At 62.4% G+C, this 20454-nt stretch carries 15 protein-coding genes; 11 read left to right on the forward strand and 4 right to left on the reverse strand.

The annotated features are described in order from the left end of the window. From VGH41_RS00075 to VGH41_RS00110, 8 genes are all read left to right on the forward strand, one after another. The coding region (locus VGH41_RS00075; protein WP_331595261.1) for a mannose-1-phosphate guanylyltransferase/mannose-6-phosphate isomerase at positions 1 to 1324 on the forward strand (1324 nt) is incomplete at its 5' end. A 48-nt stretch (positions 1325 to 1372) separates the two neighbouring features. Beyond that, entirely contained in the window at positions 1373 to 2761 is a 1389-nt protein-coding gene (locus VGH41_RS00080) for an undecaprenyl-phosphate glucose phosphotransferase (protein ID WP_331595262.1), read from the forward strand. A 112-nt stretch (positions 2762 to 2873) separates the two neighbouring features. Beyond that, positions 2874 to 3953: a polysaccharide biosynthesis/export family protein gene (locus tag VGH41_RS00085; protein ID WP_331595318.1), complete on the forward strand. Its 1080-nt coding sequence runs from the start codon at positions 2874 to 2876 to the stop codon at positions 3951 to 3953. Positions 3954 to 4038: 85 nt separating this feature from the next. Further along, positions 4039 to 6276, forward strand: a complete 2238-nt coding sequence (locus tag VGH41_RS00090; RefSeq protein WP_331595263.1) for a polysaccharide biosynthesis tyrosine autokinase — start codon at positions 4039 to 4041, stop codon at positions 6274 to 6276. Positions 6277 to 6368: 92 nt separating this feature from the next. Further along, positions 6369 to 7487, forward strand: coding sequence for a GDP-mannose 4,6-dehydratase (gene gmd, locus VGH41_RS00095; protein WP_331595264.1), 1119 nt, complete (start codon positions 6369 to 6371; stop codon positions 7485 to 7487). A gap of 4 nt (positions 7488 to 7491) precedes the next feature. Then, complete coding sequence (locus VGH41_RS00100) at positions 7492 to 8448, forward strand: GDP-L-fucose synthase (RefSeq protein WP_331595265.1); 957 nt, start codon at positions 7492 to 7494, stop codon at positions 8446 to 8448. Between the two features lies 1 nt (position 8449). Then, complete coding sequence (locus VGH41_RS00105; protein WP_331595266.1) at positions 8450 to 9595, forward strand: glycosyltransferase family 4 protein; 1146 nt, start codon at positions 8450 to 8452, stop codon at positions 9593 to 9595. A 74-nt stretch (positions 9596 to 9669) separates the two neighbouring features. Next, the gene (locus VGH41_RS00110) at positions 9670 to 11001 is read left to right on the forward strand and encodes a glycosyltransferase WbuB (protein ID WP_331595267.1); all 1332 of its coding nucleotides are present in this window, start codon (positions 9670 to 9672) and stop codon (positions 10999 to 11001) included. A gap of 64 nt (positions 11002 to 11065) precedes the next feature. Here VGH41_RS00110 and VGH41_RS00115 read toward each other — a convergent pair whose 3' ends face one another. After that, positions 11066 to 11566, reverse strand: coding sequence for a hypothetical protein (locus tag VGH41_RS00115; protein WP_331595268.1), 501 nt, complete (start codon positions 11564 to 11566; stop codon positions 11066 to 11068). 273 nt (positions 11567 to 11839) lie between these two features. On the opposite strand from VGH41_RS00115, the gene VGH41_RS00120 reads away from it, so the two are divergent. Both VGH41_RS00120 and VGH41_RS00125 read left to right on the forward strand, forming a co-directional pair. Next, positions 11840 to 12469: a DapH/DapD/GlmU-related protein gene (locus VGH41_RS00120; RefSeq protein ID WP_331595269.1), complete on the forward strand. Its 630-nt coding sequence runs from the start codon at positions 11840 to 11842 to the stop codon at positions 12467 to 12469. A 285-nt stretch (positions 12470 to 12754) separates the two neighbouring features. Beyond that, positions 12755 to 14503, forward strand: a complete 1749-nt coding sequence (locus VGH41_RS00125) for a GMC family oxidoreductase (protein WP_331595270.1) — start codon at positions 12755 to 12757, stop codon at positions 14501 to 14503. A gap of 67 nt (positions 14504 to 14570) precedes the next feature. Here VGH41_RS00125 and VGH41_RS00130 read toward each other — a convergent pair whose 3' ends face one another. Together VGH41_RS00130 and VGH41_RS00135 are read right to left on the reverse strand one after the other, a co-directional pair. Beyond that, a complete protein-coding gene (locus tag VGH41_RS00130; RefSeq protein ID WP_331595271.1) occupies positions 14571 to 15785 on the reverse strand; it encodes a glycosyltransferase in 1215 nt (404 codons plus the stop codon). Next, positions 15782 to 17200, reverse strand: coding sequence for a hypothetical protein (locus VGH41_RS00135; RefSeq protein WP_331595272.1), 1419 nt, complete (start codon positions 17198 to 17200; stop codon positions 15782 to 15784). The genes VGH41_RS00130 and VGH41_RS00135 overlap by 4 nt, the downstream gene beginning before the upstream one ends. Positions 17201 to 17777: 577 nt before the next feature. On the opposite strand from VGH41_RS00135, the gene VGH41_RS00140 reads away from it, so the two are divergent. After that, positions 17778 to 18947, forward strand: coding sequence for an acyltransferase (locus VGH41_RS00140; protein WP_331595273.1), 1170 nt, complete (start codon positions 17778 to 17780; stop codon positions 18945 to 18947). A gap of 147 nt (positions 18948 to 19094) precedes the next feature. Here VGH41_RS00140 and VGH41_RS00145 read toward each other — a convergent pair whose 3' ends face one another. Then, positions 19095 to 20333, reverse strand: a complete 1239-nt coding sequence (locus tag VGH41_RS00145) for a glycosyltransferase (protein ID WP_331595274.1) — start codon at positions 20331 to 20333, stop codon at positions 19095 to 19097. Positions 20334 to 20454 lie beyond the last annotated feature (121 nt).

The raw sequence follows: 20454 nt of genomic DNA on the forward strand, positions 1-20454 counted from the left end.
GCGCATGGCCGGATTTCCTTCGCAATGGACAGTACGCGCGGCGCCCATCATCGTGTGCGGCGACGAGCATCGCTTTGTGACTGCCGAGCAGTTGCGCGAGAACGGCGTCACGGCACAACTGGTGGTAGAACCGGCGCGCCGCGATACGGCGCCCGCCTTGACGCTCGCTGCCGCAGCCGCGCTGGTCGGCGGCGAAGACGCGATTATCGTCGCGATGCCTGCCGATCACACGATGCTCGACACGCCCGCCTTTCAGCAAGCCGTCGCGCAAGCCGCATTGCACGCGCAGCGCGGCGTAATCGCCACCCTGGGCGTGCCGCCGACGCGTCCTGACACCGCGTTCGGTTACATCCGGGTCGGCGCCGAACTCGAAGACGGCGCTCACCGGATCGACCGTTTCGTCGAAAAGCCCGCGCTTGAACTGGCTGCGCAGTATGTGGCGTCGGGCGGGTACTGGTGGAATAGCGGCATTTTCGTTGTACGCGCATCGGTGTGGCTCGAACTCGTCGAGCGTCTGCAGCCTGCCATGGCCGAAGCCTGTCTCTGCGCATACACGGCCGGCAAGCTGGACGGTCCGTTCTTCCGGCCGCAAGCCGAGGCGTTTTCGAAAGCGCCGTCGGATTCGATCGACTACGCCGTGATGGAGCGGCTCGGCACCGCAGGCGCCGATGGCGGTCCGTTCGAAGGCGTGGTCGTGCCGCTGGTGGCGGGCTGGTCCGATCTGGGATCGTGGGACGCGGTGTGGGATGCACTCGACAAGGACGCCGCGGGCAACGTGGCGCGCGGCCGGGTGCTGTTCGAAGGTGCGAGCTCGTCATACGCGCATTCGGAAGGACGCCTCGTGGCCTGCGTCGGCACCCACGACATCGTGGTGGTCGAGACCGCGGACGCCGTGCTGGTAGCGGATCGTTCGCACGTGCAGGACGTCAAGGGACTGGTTGCGCGGCTCAAGGCGCAGCAGGGGCCCGAAGCGAACGAACATCGCAAGGTGCGCCGCCCGTGGGGCTTTTATGACTCGATCGATCACGGCGAGCGCTTCCAGGTGAAGCGCATCGTGGTCGCGCCGGGTTCGCGGCTGTCGCTGCAACTGCACCATCACCGCGCCGAGCACTGGGTCGTCGTAAGCGGCACGGCGCTGGTCACACGCGGCGAAGAGTGCTTTTTGCTGAGTGAAAACGAATCGACCTTCATTCCGCTAGGCGTGCGTCACCGATTGGAAAACCCGGGCAAGGTGTCGCTCGAAATCATCGAAGTGCAATCAGGATCGTATCTCGGCGAAGACGACATCGTGCGGTTTGACGACACGTACGGCCGCTGCAGTTGACCATGTCGTAGTTGGCGAATCCGTTTCGATGCAGGTGGGGAGAAAAAAATGATCAAGCCGGAAGCATTGGCCGCACGCCTCGTAGACGTCGTGCTGGTCGTGTCGGGTGCGGCGATCGCGTCAAACATACGCTTTGACGACATCGGGCAGCGTAATTCCTATTACGCGTTTGTTGCATTTTCAGCCGCGTTCGCGCTGGCGCTGTTTCCCGCGTTCGGGGTTTACGTGTCCTGGCGGGGCCGTTCGAAGATGGGACTGGTCGGGCAGGTATCGCTCGCCTGGATCACGGTGCAGACCTGCGCACTGGTGCTGATGTTCTCGCTGCACCGCGCCGATTTCGTCTCACGTCTGTGGTTCGCTTACTGGACCGGCACGACGGGCGCCCTGATGATCGCCTCGCGGATCGTCGTACACCGCGTGCTGGCGCGCGTGCGTCTGGCCGGCATGAACCTGCGCCAGGTGGCGGTGGTCGGGCGGGGCGCGCACGCCGCCGCCCTGGTGCGCAAGATTGACGGCTGCACCGCCGCCGGCTTTCGCACCGCCGCGGTTCTCGACGTGTCGCATGACACGCCCGCTCTGGAAGGGGCCATTCCCTCCGTGCGATCGTTCGACGATCTGCGCGCCTTCGCGGACTACATCCGCGCTCAGGACGTTCACGAATTGTGGCTGGCGTTGCCGCTATCGGAAGAGCACACCATCTATGAGTGCGTGAAGGAATTGCGCGACGATCTGATCAACATCCGCTTCATGCCGGATCTGCGCAGCGTGGCGATGTTCGAAAGCACCATGATCGATCTGCTCGGCGTGCCCGCCATCAATCTGGTGGCCTCGCCGCTGTCGCAGACTTCGCAATTGCAGAAGGAGATGTTCGACCGGCTTTTTGCGGCGGTCGCGCTGGTTTCTCTGGCACCGTTGCTGGCGGCGATTGCAATTGCGGTCAAGCTCTCTTCACGTGGCCCGGTACTCTTCAGGCAGAAACGCAAGGGTGCGGACGGCCGCGTCTTCACCATCTACAAGTTCCGTTCCATGCGCCTGCATACCGAGCAGGCCGGCATGGTTCATCAGGCGACCCGTCACGATTGCCGTATCACCCGCGTGGGTGCCTTTTTGCGCCACACGAGCCTCGACGAATTGCCGCAGTTCTTCAACGTGCTACGCGGCGATATGTCGGTGGTCGGACCGCGTCCGCATGCGCTGGAACATGACGACCTCTATCAGAAAGTGGTGGCGGGCTATATCCAGCGCTACCGGATCAAGCCGGGCATCACCGGATGGGCTCAGATCAATGGTTTTCGTGGCGAAACCGACAGGATCGAAAAAATGGAGCGGCGTGTGGAGCATGACCTGTATTACCTGGGCAACTGGTCCTTTGGTTTGGACATGCGCATCATTGCGGCAACGATCGTCAAAGGCCTGGTGCATAACAATGCTTATTGACGCAGTGAGGGAGACGAAGATGTTTCAAATAACAAGAGCAGCGAATAAGGTGGAGTTCGCGCACACGGCGGTCAGGCGTGCACGGGGTCTCTTGATCGTGGCGTCATTCGCAATGCTGTCGGCGTGCTCGCTCTCGCCGGGCATGCGGATGCTCCAGCCACCTACATTACCCGTCAGTAATACTGATGATGGCAAGGCCACCGGCGAGCAGCAGGTTCCGATTACGGATATCACGCTGGCTTCGGTGCAGAAAATGCGTCAGACCGTGGTGCAGGGCGACGCGAACGGTATTGCGGCGCTCTACGGCAAGCCGGGTGCCTACAAGCTCGGCCCGGGCGACGTGTTGCAGATCACCGTCTGGGACCACCCGGAACTGGCCGCCGCACTGGGTCAGCCGGCAGCCTCCGCGCGTCCTGCGGATGCGGCAATCGGTTTTGTCGTCGATCACGACGGTAACCTGCAGTTTCCGTACGCCGGCAATCTGCATGTAGCCGGTGAAACGGCGGAGCAGGTGCAGACCAAGATCTATCAGAAGCTGAGTGCTGTGATGGTCAAGCCGCAAGTGACGGTACGGGTCGCTTCGTTCCGTGCGGCGCAGATCTACATTGACGGTGAAGTGCGGGCGCCGGGTGCACAGACCATCAACGACATTCCGATGACGTTGACCGAGGCGGTCAACCGGGCCGGCGGCTTTACCCCGAACGCGGATCAAAGCCACCTTGTCGTCGTGCGCGACGACAAGACCTACGAGATCAACATTTCGCAAATGCTTCACAACAACCAGAACCCGTCGAAGATCGTGCTGCAAAACGGCGATCTGCTGCGTGTCGAGGCGCGGGAAGATTACGGCGTGTATGTGATGGGAGAAGTCGGCAAGCCGGCGACGATCCTGCCGATGAAGAACGGCAAGCTGTCGCTCGCTGAAGCGTTGTCGCAAGCCGGCAGCGTGAATCCGGCCTCGGCCGATGCGAAAGAACTGTATGTGATTCGCGGCGGCCCAGGCATCGAGCCGCAGGTCTATCACCTCGACGCGACTTCGCCGGTTTCGATGCTGCTCGCCAACCAGTTCGAACTTGAACCCAAGGACGTCGTGTATCTGGATAGCAGCGGTCTGGTGCGCTTTAGCCGGGTGCTGAATCTGTTGCTGCCGCTGGTCAACGCAGGGCTGACTGCGGCGATTGTCACGAAGTAAGTCGCTCGCCGGGCACCTGGGCATGGTCCACTGCCCGGCGCGGCGCGCCGATTCAACGCAATTGTTGTGCGGGATTGAAGAAACCATGGCTACTAACTTCGAAAATCGTTACATCGATGTCCAGACAGGCGATGAATTGCGCCTGTCGGACTACCTGTCCGTCATCACGCAGCATTGGCGCATGATCATGGTGGTCACGCTGCTCGCGCTGCTGGTCGGCACTACCGTTGCGTTCGTGATGACGCCGGTATATCGCGCCGACGTGATGATTCAGGTAGAGGACACCAGCAACGATGGCAACGGCGGCGGCGGCGCCAACGGCAAGCAGGATGCGTTGCAAACGATGGCGTCGATCTTTGACACCAAAGCGGTGACCTCGGCGCAAATCGAGTTGATCCGCTCGCGTCTCGTGATCGACGAGACCGTGCGCAAGCTGCATCTGGATATGTCGGCCACGCCGCGCCACTTTCCGGTGATCGGCACCTTTCTCGCGCGCTGGCGCGGCGGCGACGGCGTCGCAGCGCCGCTGTTCGGCATGCCGCAATACGGCTGGGGCGGCGAGCAGATCAGCGTCGCCACTTTCGATACGCCCAAGGAAATGTATGGCAAGCCGTTCGTGCTGACCGTGCAGCCGGACGATTCATTCATCGTGACGGACGAGAGCGGCGCCGAGGTGCTGCGGGCGCGCACCGGGCAACTCGCTGTCGGTACGACCTCGCGCGGTCCGGTGCGTTTGCAGGTGGATACGTTGTCGGCGCGCCCCGGCACGCAGTTCGATTTGACGCGTGCTTCGACGCTAGATACGGTCACCAGGCTGCAAAAGGCGCTTAACGTCGTGGAGACGACCGTGCAGTCCGGCATCATCGCGGTGACGCTGGAGGGCACCAACAGCGAACTCACGGCGGCGATCGTCAACAGCATTGCGCGGCAATACGTGCAGCAGGATATCGACCGCAAGTCAGCGGAAGCCGAGCACACGCTGGCCTTCCTCGACCAGCAATTGCCGCAGCTGCGTACCGAACTGGATCAGGCCGAGCAGCGCTACAACTCGTTTCGCAACAAGCAGGGCACGGTCGATCTGAGCGAGGAAAGCCGCCTGCTGTTGCAACAGATCGTCGAAAACAAGACCAAGCTGGTGGACCTGCAGCAACAGCGCGCGGAACTTGCTACGCGCTTTACTGCGGCACACCCCGCGGTTGCCGCGCTCGATGCGCAGATTTCGCAATTGCAAAGCGTGCAGGGCTCGCTGACACATAACGTGTCGACACTGCCGGACACCGAGCAGACCGCGCTGCGTCTGTTGCGTGACGTGCGGGTGGACACGGAGCTGTACACGAACCTGCTCAATAGCGCGCAGCAGCTGCGCATCATCAAGGCGGGGCAAGTGGGCAGCGTGCGCGTGGTCGACTACGCGGAACCGTCCGACGATCCCGTGCGCCCGCAACGCGCGCTGTTCATTCTGATTGCCGGCGGTCTGGGTCTGGTGCTGGGCATTCTGGCGGCTTTCACGCGCAAGACACTCTACGGTGGTGTGCAGAACACGACGGAAATCGAATCGCTGCTCGGCGTACCGGTCTGTGCCGTGGTGCCGCGCAGCAACCTCCAGCTGCGCGTGCAGCGCAACGTCGGCTTGCGTCGCGCGGGTGTGCATGTGCTGGCCGCGCAGGCGCCCGACGACGTCGCCGTGGAAGGCGTGCGCAGTTTGCGCACGACGCTGCAGTACGCGCTGGTCTCGGCGCGCAACAACGTCGTGATGCTGACCGGCTCGCGACCGGACGCCGGCAAGTCGTTCATGTCGGTGAACCTGTCGGCGCTGGTGGCTTCGGCGCACAAGCGCGTGCTGCTGATCGACGGCGACATGCGGCGGGGCGACATTCACAAGCATTTCGGCTTGCCCCATACGCCGGGCCTCGCCGATGTGCTCAACGGTGCCGATCCGCAGGAATGCGTGCTGCACGACGTGCTGCCCGGGCTGGATGTGCTGACCAAGGGCGGCTTGCCGGGCAACCCGTCCGAACTGCTGATGAGCGACCGCTTCCGCACCTTGCTCGAGCATTTCTCCCGCGCCTACGACCTCGTGATCGTCGATACGCCGCCGGTCCTCGCCGTCACCGACGCCGCATTGATCGGCAAGCACGCGGGCACGACGCTGATGGTGGTGCGCCATGGACGGCACCCGCCGAACGAAATCTCCGAGGCGCTCAAGCGTCTCGTGAATGCGGGCGTCAATCTGCACGGCGTATTGCTCACAGACGTGCCGCCACCCTCGCTCAATCTGGGCGGCTACACCGGGTACTACGGCTACGAGAGCCGCGCGGACTGATTGCGCGCGGATATTCAGGTTGGTTTTCACGCATGGCCGGTGGACCGCCGGCCGCGCAGTAATGCAGTCAAACGCTCGTCGAGGGGAACAGAATGGATCGGAAGGTCGCTTTGATTACCGGCGTCACAGGGCAGGACGGCTCCTATCTGGCCGACCTGCTGCTGTCCAAGGGCTACGATGTGCACGGCATCAAGCGTCGCACGTCGTTGTTCAACACCGATCGGATCGATCATCTGTGCTGTGATCCGCACGTGGCCGACCGTCACTTTTTCCTGCATCACGGGGATTTGACGGACTCGTCCAGCATGGTGCGCATCATTCAGCGCGTGCAACCGGACGAAATCTATAACCTCGCCGCGCAAAGCCACGTTGCGGTGTCATTCGAAGAGCCCGAGTACACGGCGAATGCAGATGGCCTTGGCCCGCTGCGGATTCTGGAAGCCATGCGCATTCTTGGACTCGAAAAGAAAACGCGCTTCTATCAGGCGTCGACCTCTGAGCTCTATGGTCTGGTGCAGGAAGTGCCGCAGAAAGAAACCACGCCGTTTTATCCGCGCAGCCCGTACGCGGTGGCGAAGCTCTACGCCTACTGGATCACGGTGAACTATCGCGAAGCGTACGGCATGTATGCATGCAACGGCATCCTGTTCAACCACGAGTCGCCGGTGCGCGGCGAAACCTTCGTGACGCGCAAGATCACGCGTGCCCTCGCTCGCATTGCGGTCGGGCTGCAGGACGATATGTACCTGGGCAATCTGTCGGCGCTGCGCGACTGGGGCCATGCGCGCGATTACGTCGAAATGCAGTGGATGATGCTGCAGCAGGAGCAGCCTGAAGACTTCGTGATCGCCACCGGTCAGCAGTACAGCGTGCGCGAATTCATTCAGGCGGCAGCGGGCGAGTTGGGTGTGACAGTGCGTTTCGAAGGCGAGGGTGTGGATGAGCTCGGCATCGTCGACAAGGTGGAAGGCAAGGAAACGCGTCTGTCGCCCGGCGACGTGATCGTGCGTGTCGATCCGCGCTACTTCCGTCCGACGGAAGTGCAGACTCTGCTCGGTGATCCGTCCAAGGCGCATGCGAAGCTGGGCTGGAAACCGACCACGCCGTTCCAGACGCTGGTGAAGGAAATGGTGCGCTCCGACTATCAGTTGGCGCGTCGCGATGCGCTGGTCACCCTGGCTGGCTTCAAAGCCCTCGAACATCACGAGTGACGCCATGAACAAGAGCGCGCGCATTTTCGTCGCCGGCCATCGCGGCATGGTCGGCTCGGCGCTCGTCCGCCGGCTGCAGGCGGACGGCTATACGGACATTCTGACCCGGTCCCACGCAGAACTGGATCTGCTCGATCAGGCGGCGGTGCGGCGCTTTTTCGATAGCGAGAACGTCGACGTGGTGTTGCTGGCGGCGGCGCGAGTAGGCGGTATTCTTGCCAACGCCACGCAGCCGGCGGACTTCATTTACCAGAATCTCGCGATCGAAACCAACGTGATCCACGCGGCCTATCAGGCAGGTGTGACGCGCCTCGTGTTTTTCGGTTCATCGTGCATTTATCCGAAGGCTTGCGCGCAGCCGATCGAGGAAGAGTACCTGTTGAGTTCGGCGCTCGAATCGACCAACGAGCCGTACGCCATCGCCAAGATTGCCGGTCTCAAGCTGTGCGAGGCGTACAACCGCCAGTACGGTACGAAGTTCGTCGCGCTGATGCCCACCAATCTTTATGGACCGAACGACAACTACGATCTGCGCAACAGCCACGTGCTGCCCGCGCTGATCCGCAAGGCCCACGAGGCGAAGCTGCACGGCGAGAGCGTGCTGACCGTATGGGGCACCGGCACACCGCGCCGCGAGTTTCTGCATGTCGACGATCTCGCTGCGGCCACTGCATTCGTACTGGAGCGCGAAGTGGCGGATGGACTGCTGAACGTGGGCGTCGGCGACGACCTGTCGATTCGCGAAGTGGCGGAGCGTGTGGCGCAAGCCGTGGGCTTCGACGGCCAGATCGTGTTCGATACGTCCAAGCCGGATGGCACGCCGCGCAAACTACTCGACGTGTCGCGCCTGGCGCGAATGGGCTGGCGCGCGCGCATCGGCCTGCAGGAAGGCATCGAAGCAACCTATAAGGACTTCATTGCGCGCTTTGGCACCGCTACGCTTTCTGAAGGGACAGTCTGAAATGGCAACCGGCTCCGTCACGATCTTCCACAACGTGGTCTGGTCGCGCCATAAAGGCGTGGTGTTCTCGGCGCTGCACGCCAGCTCCGCGGCAAGCGCGATCAAGTATTCGATCGTGCAGATTTCGGAGACCGAGCACTTCAGGCTCGGCTTTTCCGATGTCGATTATTCGTACCACCGTTATCCGATGCGCAAGCTGTTCGACGGCTGCTACGAGGACGTGCCCAGATGGCGCATGACCTATCGCCTGACGATGGAGGTGCTGAAGACCAGAGCCGATCTCGTCGTGCTGCCCGGCTATCATCGCCCGGAGTACTGGGCCATGCTGATTGCCTGCATCCTGACCGGCAAGCGCCGCGCCGTGTTCTGCGATTCGACCGGACGCGACCGTCCGCGGCGTTTGTTGACGTCGATTCCGAAGCGCGTGTTTTTCGCGCTGTGCGATGGCTATTTCGGTTTTGGCGAACGCAGCCGCGAGTATCTGATGTCGCTGGGTGCTAAACGCGAACGCATTTTCATTCCGTGCCAGGCGGCTGCGTTGCCGAAGTCCTTCGTGCCGGACGAGGCGCTCGACGAACGCTTGCGCGCGCGCAGCGGCCAGCAGCCGGTATTTCTGTTCGTCGGGCGTCTGTCGCAGGAGAAGGGCGTGGACGCGCTGATCGACGCGTTTGCGGCGGTCCGGCGCAGCATTCCGGAAGCGCATCTGCGGATTGTCGGCACCGGCCCGCAAGGCGAGCAGCTGCAAAAAACCGTGAACGAAAGCGGTCTTGCCGAGGCGGTGACGTTTGTCGGCAGTCTGCAGGACGAAGGCTTGTCGCGCGAATATTTCGGCGCGACCTGTATGGTGTTGCCGAGCTTCAGCGAGCCGTGGGGCCTCGTCGTCAATGAGGCGCTCAACCATGGCTGCCCGGCGGTGGTCAGCGACAACTGCGGCTGTGTGCCGGAACTGGTGATCGACGGCGTCACGGGTTATGCGTTCCGTTCCGGTGATAGCGCGTCGTTGCATCGCACGATGCTCAAGGCCCTCGAAGCCTTCGCCGATACGGAGAAGACGGCACGTGCCTGCATGGAGGTGATTGGGCGCTTCGACCCGCCGAATGCCGCATCGAACATTGCACGTGGATGTGCCGTCATGCTTACCAGCTGAACACGCAGCGCCGCTGGGCAGATCGAAGCGGGGCGCCGGCGCGTGCTCCGCGGAGTGCTGAAGGGGAGAGGGGTATGAGAATATTGATTGTCGGGCTCAACTACGCGCCGGAGCTCACCGGAGTCGGTAAGTACACCGCTGAAATGGCGGAAGCGCTGGCCACCGAAGGACACGACGTACGGGTCGTGTGCGCGCCGCCGTACTATCCGCAATGGCGGATTGCCGAGGGCTTCAGCGCGTGGCGCTATCGCTTCGAACAGCGCAGCGGCGTATCCGTCATGCGGGTACCGCTCTGGGTGCCCGCCAAACCGTCAGGCGTTTTGCGCCTGCTGCATCTCGCCAGCTTTTCGTTGACGTCGCTGCCGGTGCTGGCGGCCCAGGTGGCGTGGCGCGCGGACGTCGTGATGAGCATCGCCCCCAGTCTGATGAGCGCGCCTGCGGCATGGCTGGTTGCGCGCTTGAGCGGTGCGAAATCGTGGCTGCATATTCAGGACTACGAGGTGGATGCGGCCTTCGATCTGGGCATGATCAAGGGCCAGCTCACGCGGCGCATCGCGCTTGCCATCGAGCGCCGGCTGCTGACCCGTTTCGACATGGTGTCGAGCCTGTCTGAAAAGATGGTGGAGCGTGCCGTTCTCAAAGGTGTCGACCCGCTCAAAACGGCCTGTCTGCCGAACTGGGTCGATACGCGCTCCATCGTGCCGCTCGCGCACGCCCGCCACTACCGCAGGTTGCTCGGTCTCGACAAAGGCCCTGCGCCGCAAACGGTGGTGCTGTATTCCGGCAACATGGGTTCCAAACAAGGGCTGGAAATTCTCGCGGAGGCCGCGGCTCAACTGGTTCGCCGTCCGGATATCAGTTTCGTGTTTTGCGGGAATGGGCCGCTGCGCGCGAAACTCGAAGCACGCTGCGCGGGCCTCGCGAATTGCAGCTTCATTCCATTGCAGCCGGCGCGACAGCTGAATCAGTTACTCAACCTGGCGGACATTCATGTGCTGCCGCAACGTGGCGGCGCAGCGGATCTGGTGATGCCGTCCAAACTCGTCGGCATGCTGGCGAGCGGTCGCGCAATCGTCGCGATGGCCTGCGCCGGAACCGAACTGTCGGACGTCGTGGCGCCGCGTGGTGTGGTCATTCCTCCGGAAGACGTCGATGCACTGGTGCAAGCCATCGAGGCGCTTGCCTCGGATCCGGCGCGCCGTGCCGCGCTCGGTGCAGCAGGGCGTGAGTACGCCGAACGCAGGTTGTCGAGCGTAAGTGTGCTGGGTGGTTTGAATCTGAAGCTGGCGGAACTGTGCGGCCAGGGCGCCGAAGCCGTGCATGGTGGTGGCGCGGCGAGTCCGGCGAATGGTCTGTCTCACGAGAAGCTGGCTGCTGCGCCGCTCGAGCCGACTCAGGTTGATTGAAATCGACATGATGTAATGAATCAGGCCGCCCTCAGGCGGCCTGATTCAGGCGCTGCGATGGGGCTTACCAGGGCTGCTTGTAGACATCCTTATGGACTGACCCTTTGGCAGTGCCGTTGCCATAAAGTTGGATGGCGGCCGTATCGGGCGCCTCCGTGAGCATGGTGGCCTTGACGTTGCCGTTCGCATTAGCGGGCCTCGCGCCCCCGGCACGCGCAGCACCTCCTGCTTGCGGTGCGTCGGGATTGTTGAGCATGCGCTGGTTCGGGGTGGCGGCCTGTGCCTGTGCGTTCGCCCCTGCAGTCGGAATGCGTCGTTCCAGCGAGGTTTGCGCCTGATAGACGTCGCCGTAGGCATTGGGTGCGCCAAGCAGTGACGCGTCGCCTGCGCCTGCGTTGAGGGCGCCGCCGTTACCGCCGCGGTTCGCTGCAGCAGCGGCGCCAGCGGCTTCGGCGGCCGGCGCATCGCCGTAAGTTGCGAGCGCCTGGGCATGCGCGAACTGCGAGGCGAGTGCCATTGAAACAACCGCGAGGGTCGATACGATGCGTAAGGCGAGAGCGTTCATGGCACGGTTCCAAAGCACTAAAACGGGGCAGCGCGCGAATTCGCGCCGCGCCATCCTAATGGTAGTGTCAACCGCGTCGTTTCCTGGATGAGAGACCTGTCGAATGCCGACAAAGCCTGTGCACATCAAGCCAATCGCGATCCGCAAAAAGAGAAATAGTCTGTGGACTCGGCACAATTTCCGGGACGGTGCTGCGTGGCGTAGACACAGCGTCGACGGTGGACCCGGTCCACGCAGAAGGTGAGCAGCATGCAACTGGAGCGCAAACTTCACATGAAACGCGACGATCTCGACGCACCATCCGGCTGGGATCCGGCTGCCGTACCGGCAGCGCCGGAAACACCGCGCGTGATCGATTTGAGCCTTGCCGGCAAGGGCAATTACGTGCGCCGCGTGAGCGCGTTGACGGAACTCGTGTGGTTCATCGTCGAGGCGTGCGTGATCAACAACAAGCTGGTGCCGTTTTCCGCGCTGCGAGTCGGGCTGTTGCGTCTGTTCGGCGCGAAGATCGGACCGAACTGTCGTTTCGTGCATCCGATACGCGTCAAGGCACCGTGGAATCTCGAAGTCGGTGCGAACTCGTGGTTCGGCGTGGACGCATGGATTTACAACCAGGCGCCGATCCGCATCGGCGCGAATGTGTGCATTTCTCAAGGCACTTTTTTAACCTCAGGCTCTCACGATCACGCGACCAGCATGGACCTGCATGTTGAGCCCATCGTGATTGAAGACGGCGTATGGATCGCTTCGAAGTGCGTGGTACAGATGGGTGTGACGATCGGCCGTTCCGCGCTCGTGACACCGTTGTCGGTGGTGCACCGCTCGCTCGAAGCGGGCGGTGTTTATGGCGGCAATCCGGCGCGCTTCATCAAGAAGCGCTTCCCGCCGCCACGCGCACAGTAATGCGCGATACCGAACACCCGACAATACCAGTTGCATGAAAGATAGATGGCAGTGCTTGTGATGAATTACCCGGGCCGGTTCTGTCCGGGCGACCGCAGACCGCAACGAGCGGCTTGTCGGCAGTGTTGCACAAGTACCTGAGCACGTACCGCTGAATGCCGCCGCGGGCCAGGCGTCGGCATCTCAAGTGCGTGAAACGCGAGGGTCTTGCGCAACGCTCATGAACATCAGGTGGCCGGCGTGACGCGCCGGTGAGGCGGCTGCACAAGAATCACGGGAGCGGGGATGTTCATCGACAGCCGAAGTGTGGAAGAAGGGTCAGTCATTGGGACCACGGTTTGCATTATCGGGGCAGGCGTCGCCGGTATTACGTTCGCGCTCGAAATGGACAAGCTGGGTATCGATACCTGTTTGCTCGAGAGCGGCGGTTACAAGGCCGACGACGAAACGCGCGATCTGTATCGCGGCGAGAACGTAGGGATTCCCTACACCTTCGCAGATGGCAGCCGCAGCCGCTTCCTTGGCGGCAGCAGCAATTGCTGGGGTGGCTGGTGCCGTCCGCTCGATCCATGGGACTTTGAAAAGCGCGACTGGGTGCAGGATAGCGGCTGGCCGTTCGGACTCGAAGAACTCAAGCCGTACTATGCGCGCACGCACGAGCTGCTCAAACTGGGACCGGATAATTTCGACCCCGCATTCTGGGAGTCGGCAATCAACCGTTCCGACGTAAAGCGTCATCCGCTGCCAAGCGGCAATGTGCGCGACACCATTTCACAGTTCAGCCCCCCGGTGCGTTTCGGCAAGATGTACCGTGGCGAATTGCAGAACTCGCGGCATGTGCGCGTGCTGATCAATGCGAACGCACTCGATATCGACACCGACGGCGAAGCGCAGAACGTTTCGCGGATTCAGGTCGGCACCCTCAGCGGTCGCCGCTTTGCGGTTGCGGCCAAACTCTTCATTCTGGCCACGGGCGGAATCGAGAACGCGCGCATATTGCTCGCCGCCAACAAGGTGCAGGCGGCGGGCCTCGGCAACGGCAACGATCTGGTGGGTCGCTATTTCATGGACCATCCGCGCGTGATGTCGGGCAGTATCCGCTTCAACAAGCCGTGGGCGCGCAACAAGCTCTACGACATCAAGTATCACTATCAGAACGACGCCGTGAAGGCGCATGGCCAGCATATTTCGTCGCAGTTCGCGCTCACGCAGCAGGTCCTGCAACGCGAGAAACTGCTGAATGCACGCGTCTGGTTCTACTCGATGTTTTATGGTGAAAATACTCAGGGAGCCGAAGCACTGATCCGCTGCAAGCAGGCGTTGCTGAACAAGGATCAACCTGGCTGGAGTCTGCGCAAGGATCTGATGGCGATGGCGCTGCATCCTGTTGAAGCAGGCTGCTTCGGTGCGGCACGTTTATTCCAGCCGCGCGCGCTGATTACGGATGTGAAGTTCCAGACCATTGTCGAGGCCGAGCCGAATCGCAACAGCCGAGTGACCTTGTCGACGCAGAAAGACCGGCTCGGCATGAATCGCGTGAAGGTCGACTGGCAGCTGACGGATCTGGTGAAGCGTACCTTCGATCGCACCAACGCCTTGCTGGCCGAGGAAATGCAGCGGGCGGGCGTGGCGAGCGTGACGCTCGGCGCGCCGCTGGAGGGACGGCCGTGGCCGGCCGAGCTCGAAGGCACGTGGCATCACATGGGCACGACGCGTATGCACGATTCGCCGCAGCAGGGCGTGGTGGATCGTGATTGCAAGGTGCACGGCATCTCGAACCTTTACATCGCCGGCAGTTCGGTATTCCCCACAGTGGGCGCCAATTTCCCGACCATCACGATTACCGCATTGGCCTTGCGTCTTGCCGAGCACATTGGCAGAACGCTCAAGGAACAGGGGTCCGCGCCGCTCGCGAGCTTTTCTACGCTGATGTCGGCGCCGGCTGCGACCGGAGAGCCGGTGGGAGAGAAATTGCCGTTCGCGGCCGAGGTGCGGCCGATGGACGAGGATTTGTTGTTCCTCGCGAAGAAGTGAGCGGGTGAGGACGTAGCGGCTTGCACGCTACGTCCTGCAGCTTCCGTGAGCGAGGCAGGACGAACGCCTAGCGGGGTGCAGTCAGTCCGGCTCCGGCGCGAGCCAGCGTCGGTTTCTGTTTACCTTCGTCCCGACGGCCTTCCTGAAGGATCCGCAGCAGGTCCGCCGACATCGCATCCACCGTAAAGTGACGCTCGAAGCATTGCAGTGCCTGCACGCGCATGGCCGCGGCCAGTACAGGGTCGAGCTGCAGCCAGCGCGTGAGCATATCGAGCGTGCCGTCGACCGTATCCGGGGCGACCAGACCCGCCCCATCTGTTTCGACTTCGCGCCAGATATTCACCTTGTCGGAGATCAGGGCGGGCAGGCCGCATGCGAGCGCCTCGGCAACCGCAATGCCGAAATTCTCCTGATGCGAGGGCAACACGAACGCGTCGCTTGCGTAGAACGCTCCCCACTTTGCGTCGCCTTGCAGCATGCCGGTCCACGTGACGCGCCCGGCAATGCCGAGTTCGGCGCCGAGCGTTTTCAGTGCGGGCGTCCAGTCGCTGCCATCGGGGCCCGCCATCACCAGGTGCGCGGCCGGGTCAAGATTGCGTGCCTGGGCGAAGGCCTTGAGCAGCAGGTCACAGCCCTTCTTTGGATGAATGCGGCCGAGAAAAAGAATCAGGCGTTTGTCACGCAGCGCCGGGTGCGCAGCGTAAAACGCTTCGCGCAAGCCGGCTGCATCGGCAGGCGGCCGGTTGGTACCGAACGCCACCACTTCTTCCCTGGCGCGATACAGCCTGAATGATTCGCGTGCGAGGCGGCATTCTTCCTGGGTGGTAAACATCACGCGCGTCGCATCGCGCAGCACCCGATATTCCGCCCACGGCCAGTACAAACATTTCTTCAGATGCTTGAGCGGGTAGGTTTGTTTGAACCAGGGATCGAGCATGCCGTGCGGAAACACGTAATAGGGCACGTCCAGATGACGCAGTGCCTTCCACGTGCCATAGCTGTGGTATTGCCAGAGGCCGTTGACGATGAGCGCATCGAAGCAGGACGCGTGCGCCTGCAGCCACGGGACGAGCCTTGGCGTGAGCCCATAGAATCCTTTGCCCGGTCCAAGCGCATGGACCGTCAACGGGAAATCGCGCAGCCACGGCGCAGCGGGATCGTCGACGGTGGCCACCTCGATCTGGTGACCCAGCGCCGTCATGTTGAGGCCGCTTTGGCGCACGCCTTCCGTGGGGCCGCCGGCGCGCGGATCGAGGGTCGACAGCAGATGAAGGATCTTCATGATTGCGTCTCGCCCTGCAGACCATGCGGCAGCTGGGCAACGCCGGGCCGCGTGTCGATGGGCGAGACCGGCCATTGCGGCGCGGGCGACACCGACGGTGCGCGACGGTATGCGCGGCCGACGTGGCGTGCGGCACGCGCGCGCATGGTCTTCGCAATCCGTGCGTAGGTGGCTACCACCAGGCCAAGCGCGACGCCATAGATGAGGCCGGAGAAGCGTGGTCCCAGCGGATTGCCGCCAATCGAGGTGGCCGGCAGCGCGGCCAGCAACAGGATGGAGCGTCCCAATACCGGCAGATACAGCATGCCCGGCATGCGCCGGCGCCACTCGCGATGCGCCATCACGCTCTTATAAATCGCATACAGCACGGCGAGCGGCAGGCCGATACCAAACAGCAGGCCGCCTGCGAAAAACTGATACACCCAGAAGTTGTGGCCGGCTACCCACTCGTGGATGGCGAAGAAATCCTTCGCGCTCATCTGGCCGTGCAGGTCGCGCAGGTAAGTGGGCGAATAGCGGTACGGGTGTCCGTAGCCTTCACCGGCGAGTAGCGAGACCGTCGACGACGTCACCTGATCGTACTGGTTTTTCATTTCTGCGAGCCGCGTGATGGTGGTCGGATCGACGCCGGCTTCGGTTCCCTTGGACGCAAAAATCCGCTGGGTCCAGTGTGCGGATACGCCCGGAAATAGCGACGCCGCCCCCATAACGGTGACGCCGATCAGAAGACCGATCACGAGCGAGCGCATCGCCGCACGCAGCAGATGTCGAAACGAGGTTGCGCTCAGCCAGGTGGCGAGCATGAACAGCAGCGCGGTGCCGACCAGCAGCGAGCGCGTGACGCTCAGCAGTTCGATCACGATGCTGCCGAGAAACAACGCAAGAGCGAAACGGGTATAGCGCTTGGCGACCACGAACTCATGCAACAGGATGGCCTGCAATCCGAGGAAGGTCACCGAGACGATGCGAAAGCGTAACTGGTCCAGGCCGCCGCCGGTCGCCATGCCGTACATGAAACTGAACACAAGCGAAACGATCATGGACCACATCAGGGCCTTTTCGATTTGCGCGAGGCGCACGTCGCTCCACGGATGACAGGCCACAAAATAGCCGAGCGTGAACAGTAAAAACGGCAACATGACGCGCATATAGTTGCCCGCATCATTGCCTTGCAACGCCTGGGTGAGGACGCTGCCGAGAATCGTCGTCAGCAGCGCGAACGTGATGACCTTACGCAGATGCGAGCGAGATTCGGAGCGCGGCGCGATCAGCAAGAGCAACAGTCCGGCACCCACCGAGGGCGCCACGAGCAGGATCTGCGTGAGGTGGCTGGAGGCGTCTTCGGCACCCTTGAAATCCAGAGCGAGAGGCAGCAGGAAAAGCCAGATCCAGACGCCGGTGAACTTGTTACGCACGGTTGGGTTCTCCTTATGCTCCGGTGTTCACGTCACACGCAATGTGCAGGCCCGCCGCGCGACTGTCGGTGTGCCACGCCACGCAAGCCGCGCGTCGGCCACGTAAGCTGCGCATACACGTTGGTGCGCGAGGCAAAGCGTGGCGCGAGCGCGAGGCCCGGCATAAGTATCAGGAGGATTCCGCTGAAAGCGCGTAACGTGAAGGTGCCGGCTGCCGCATCGTCGTGCGCATCACCGCGACGGCAGACAGGCGCGTGACGGCCCGGTAAAGGCCGCGTGATAACGGGTTTTCTCATGGTGGTTCCCATGGCCCCGGATTCCCCCAATAACAAGTTCGAATATAGCAGTGCTCAAATTGGCGCCCGCCAGCGGCGGCGTGCTACGACTAGCGTTCGGCGTGAATCGACTGCCGCCCTGGTATGAGGTATTCAACGGCCGTTGGAGAAGGCCCACAGTCGCCGCGGATGGCCGCGAATGGCGCAATGTTGGCGGGTAAAGCCGGAAATGGCACAAGAAGATGGCAGGAGAGGTGGCGAAAATCAGTTCAAAACGTTAATTCCGTGGTTGGGGGAAGATCATGCGCTGGTTCGGCACAGCAAACACAACAGGGCCGCAACGCTCCATCGAGCTGGACTTCATTCGAGGCATTGCCATCATCGCGGTGATGGGCTTCCACTTCCATACGGTGCATACCGGTAGCGCGATTGTGGCCGCCATCGAGTATCCGCTGAAGAGCTTCGGCAAGGAAGGCGTCAACCTGTTCTTCACGCTGAGCGGTTTTCTGGTCGGCGGGCTGCTGCTCAAGCAATATGCCAAAGTCGGCCATATCGATGCGCGGCGTTTCATCATCCGGCGGATCTTCAAGATCTGGCCCGCTTACTACGTGCTGATCCTGTTCCACGTCTTTGCCGGCCGCCATCCGACCAGCACCTTCCTCGTGCAGAATCTCACGCACATGCAGAACTATCTGGGGTCTTCGATTACGCAGACCTGGAGCCTCGCTGTCGAAGAGCATTTCTATCTGTTCCTGCCGGCCCTGCTGCTGGTCGTGACCATGCTCAAGCTGCGGGCGAACGCCATTCTTGCCACGCTGCTCGCCATTTGCGCGATCGTGTTGGCGGCGCGTTGCGTGGTCGTCGCGAGAGGCGATCTGGATGCGGCGTTCTATTACACGCAATATCGCATCGACAGCCTGCTGTTCGGTGTGATCCTTGCCGCCATCTACTGGATGAAGCCTGAGGTATACCGGCGCCTTGCCTCGCACAAGAGAACGTTGATCGCCATCGTCGTCGCACTGGTCGCATGGCTTGTGCTCGCCACGAAGAATGTGCCGCTGGACGAAAGCATTGGTTATACGATTCAGGCGCTGGGCTTTTGCGCGCTGATCGTACTGACCATCGAGTATGCGAAGAACATTCGCGACGCGTGGCTGTTTCGCGCGATTGCCTGGATCGGCGTGTATTCGTATGGGATTTACCTGTGGCATTCGCTTGCGCTCGCGCCCGGCGACATGCTGATCCGCAAGGCCGCGGCCCTGCATGTTCCGCCGCTTGCCGCGTGGGCGCCGGTGTTGATCGCGCAGTTTCTGATCGCGATCGTGATCGGCTATGTAACGACGCGCGCCGTCGAGTTCCCGTTCCTGCGTCTGCGCGACGCGATTTTCCCCGCTCGCCGCAAAGGCGCGACGGGCAAGGACGCCATGCCGGAGGAGCTGGAAGTGCCGGCCGTCGGCGGGCACGTATTGTGAAGGCGGTGCGAGCGGTGAATGCGGGGCACTGGTAGAGGTGGCAAGCGTCCGCAGGAGCGCGCCGGAGTCTGGCGCCGCCGCCCGCGCCTGGGCTGATACCGCTGCGTGAGGTTGTTGCAGCGCGCGTCGGTTTGTTCGAGTTGGTCTTCAGGTTGCCGCGGCCCGAGGCTGCAAGCTACTTTGCGCCTGCACGTCCGGATTCTCGCGCATCACCGACTGTAGCGTCAGCTTGAAATGGGCGAGTGTATTGCGTTCGAGCAGATGCCCTGCCACGCCAGCCTGCGGGCTGATGATGTCCGGATCCAGTGCGGTATCCAGCGCCGTGTTGATCGAGTCGGTCGAGAGGTCGTCGATCAAGGGCCCGAGTGCGCCGTCGCGGCAGAACCAGCCAATCAGTCCATCGGCCGTCGCAATCACCGGCTTGCCGAACCGGTAGGCCTGCACCAGCACGCCGCTCATGCCGTAATGCCCCTTGTAGCCGAGCCACACCACATCGCACGCCGAAAAAAGCGCATCTTCGGTGTCGTTGTCGATGAAGCGATCGAGCACGACAGGCGAGGGTGACAGTTGCGCGAGGGCTTTTTGTAAGGTTGCGCGCGCATTCATATCCTGGGAACCCGCGATCACCAGGGTGGGTGCGTCGTCGCGCACATTGAGTGCTTCAACCAGTTCGTACACGCCTTTGCGCTCGCTGATCGCGCCGTACACCAGCACGTATTGCCTGTGCGCGGAGAGCCCCAGCTTTTGCCGGGCGAGCAGCGGGTCCGTCAGGCGCGCATCCGGCGACGGGTCGGCCAGATATTGGACCGGCGCGGCGCCCGCTTCAGGATGGCTTGCACACCAGTCGACCAGCGTGGGATCGATCGTCAGCAGGGTCTTCAGCCCCCTCGCGCGAATCGCGCGGCGAAATAGCTGCGCCTTGACGGCATTGACGAGCGGACGGCGCGGCGCCCGCACACCGGCTTCGTGGTGATGGAACGTGGAGCGCATGGTGATGCCGGCCCACGGCGTCGTCCCGAACGGCGAGCCGAAGAACGGCAGCGCGTAGAGGAAGTAATCGGCATACGGCACCATCACCAGCGCCACGCCGTATTCGCGACTGACCGTGCGATACAGGTGCTGGAACAGCCGCACGTAGCGCACATAGGTGATCGAGCCGAGGCCGGTGCGGGGCGCGTCGGTGGGCTCCTCGACAAAGGTGATCTGCAGGTCGGCGAGGCCCGCGGCGGCAAGACGCTGCGCAAGCGGATGCGTCGCGTTAGCAGAGGACGTGACGATCACGCAGCGGTAGCCCGCTTCGATATACGCCTGAGCGGCCCATTCCGCATAACGCCAGCGATGTCCGGAGAAGTCTGGTTCGATGACCAGGATGGTGTCTTTTGTCATGCCGCCAAGGTAGCGAAAAACATTGTCGCGAACCTGCTCGGGGCCGATATAGGCTATGAGATGGCGGTCCCCGCATAAACAGGCGCGTTACCGTGTCAGGCATGATTGGCGCATGCTTAAG

This window comes from Paraburkholderia sp. (genome assembly GCF_036488795.1).
In the GTDB taxonomy this organism is placed as follows: domain Bacteria; phylum Pseudomonadota; class Gammaproteobacteria; order Burkholderiales; family Burkholderiaceae; genus Paraburkholderia.

Coding starts and splice junctions, on each gene's coding strand:
- VGH41_RS00080 (WP_331595262.1), top strand. CDS start 1,373: ATGATCAAGCCGGAAGCATTGGCCGCACGCCTCGTAGACGTCGTGCTG.
- VGH41_RS00085 (WP_331595318.1), top strand. CDS start 2,874: ATGCTGTCGGCGTGCTCGCTCTCGCCGGGCATGCGGATGCTCCAGCCA.
- VGH41_RS00090 (WP_331595263.1), top strand. CDS start 4,039: ATGGCTACTAACTTCGAAAATCGTTACATCGATGTCCAGACAGGCGAT.
- gmd (WP_331595264.1), top strand. CDS start 6,369: ATGGATCGGAAGGTCGCTTTGATTACCGGCGTCACAGGGCAGGACGGC.
- VGH41_RS00100 (WP_331595265.1), top strand. CDS start 7,492: ATGAACAAGAGCGCGCGCATTTTCGTCGCCGGCCATCGCGGCATGGTC.
- VGH41_RS00105 (WP_331595266.1), top strand. CDS start 8,450: ATGGCAACCGGCTCCGTCACGATCTTCCACAACGTGGTCTGGTCGCGC.
- VGH41_RS00110 (WP_331595267.1), top strand. CDS start 9,670: ATGAGAATATTGATTGTCGGGCTCAACTACGCGCCGGAGCTCACCGGA.
- VGH41_RS00115 (WP_331595268.1), bottom strand. CDS start 11,566: ATGAACGCTCTCGCCTTACGCATCGTATCGACCCTCGCGGTTGTTTCA.
- VGH41_RS00120 (WP_331595269.1), top strand. CDS start 11,840: ATGAAACGCGACGATCTCGACGCACCATCCGGCTGGGATCCGGCTGCC.
- VGH41_RS00125 (WP_331595270.1), top strand. CDS start 12,755: ATGTTCATCGACAGCCGAAGTGTGGAAGAAGGGTCAGTCATTGGGACC.
- VGH41_RS00130 (WP_331595271.1), bottom strand. CDS start 15,785: ATGAAGATCCTTCATCTGCTGTCGACCCTCGATCCGCGCGCCGGCGGC.
- VGH41_RS00140 (WP_331595273.1), top strand. CDS start 17,778: ATGCGCTGGTTCGGCACAGCAAACACAACAGGGCCGCAACGCTCCATC.
- VGH41_RS00145 (WP_331595274.1), bottom strand. CDS start 20,333: ATGACAAAAGACACCATCCTGGTCATCGAACCAGACTTCTCCGGACAT.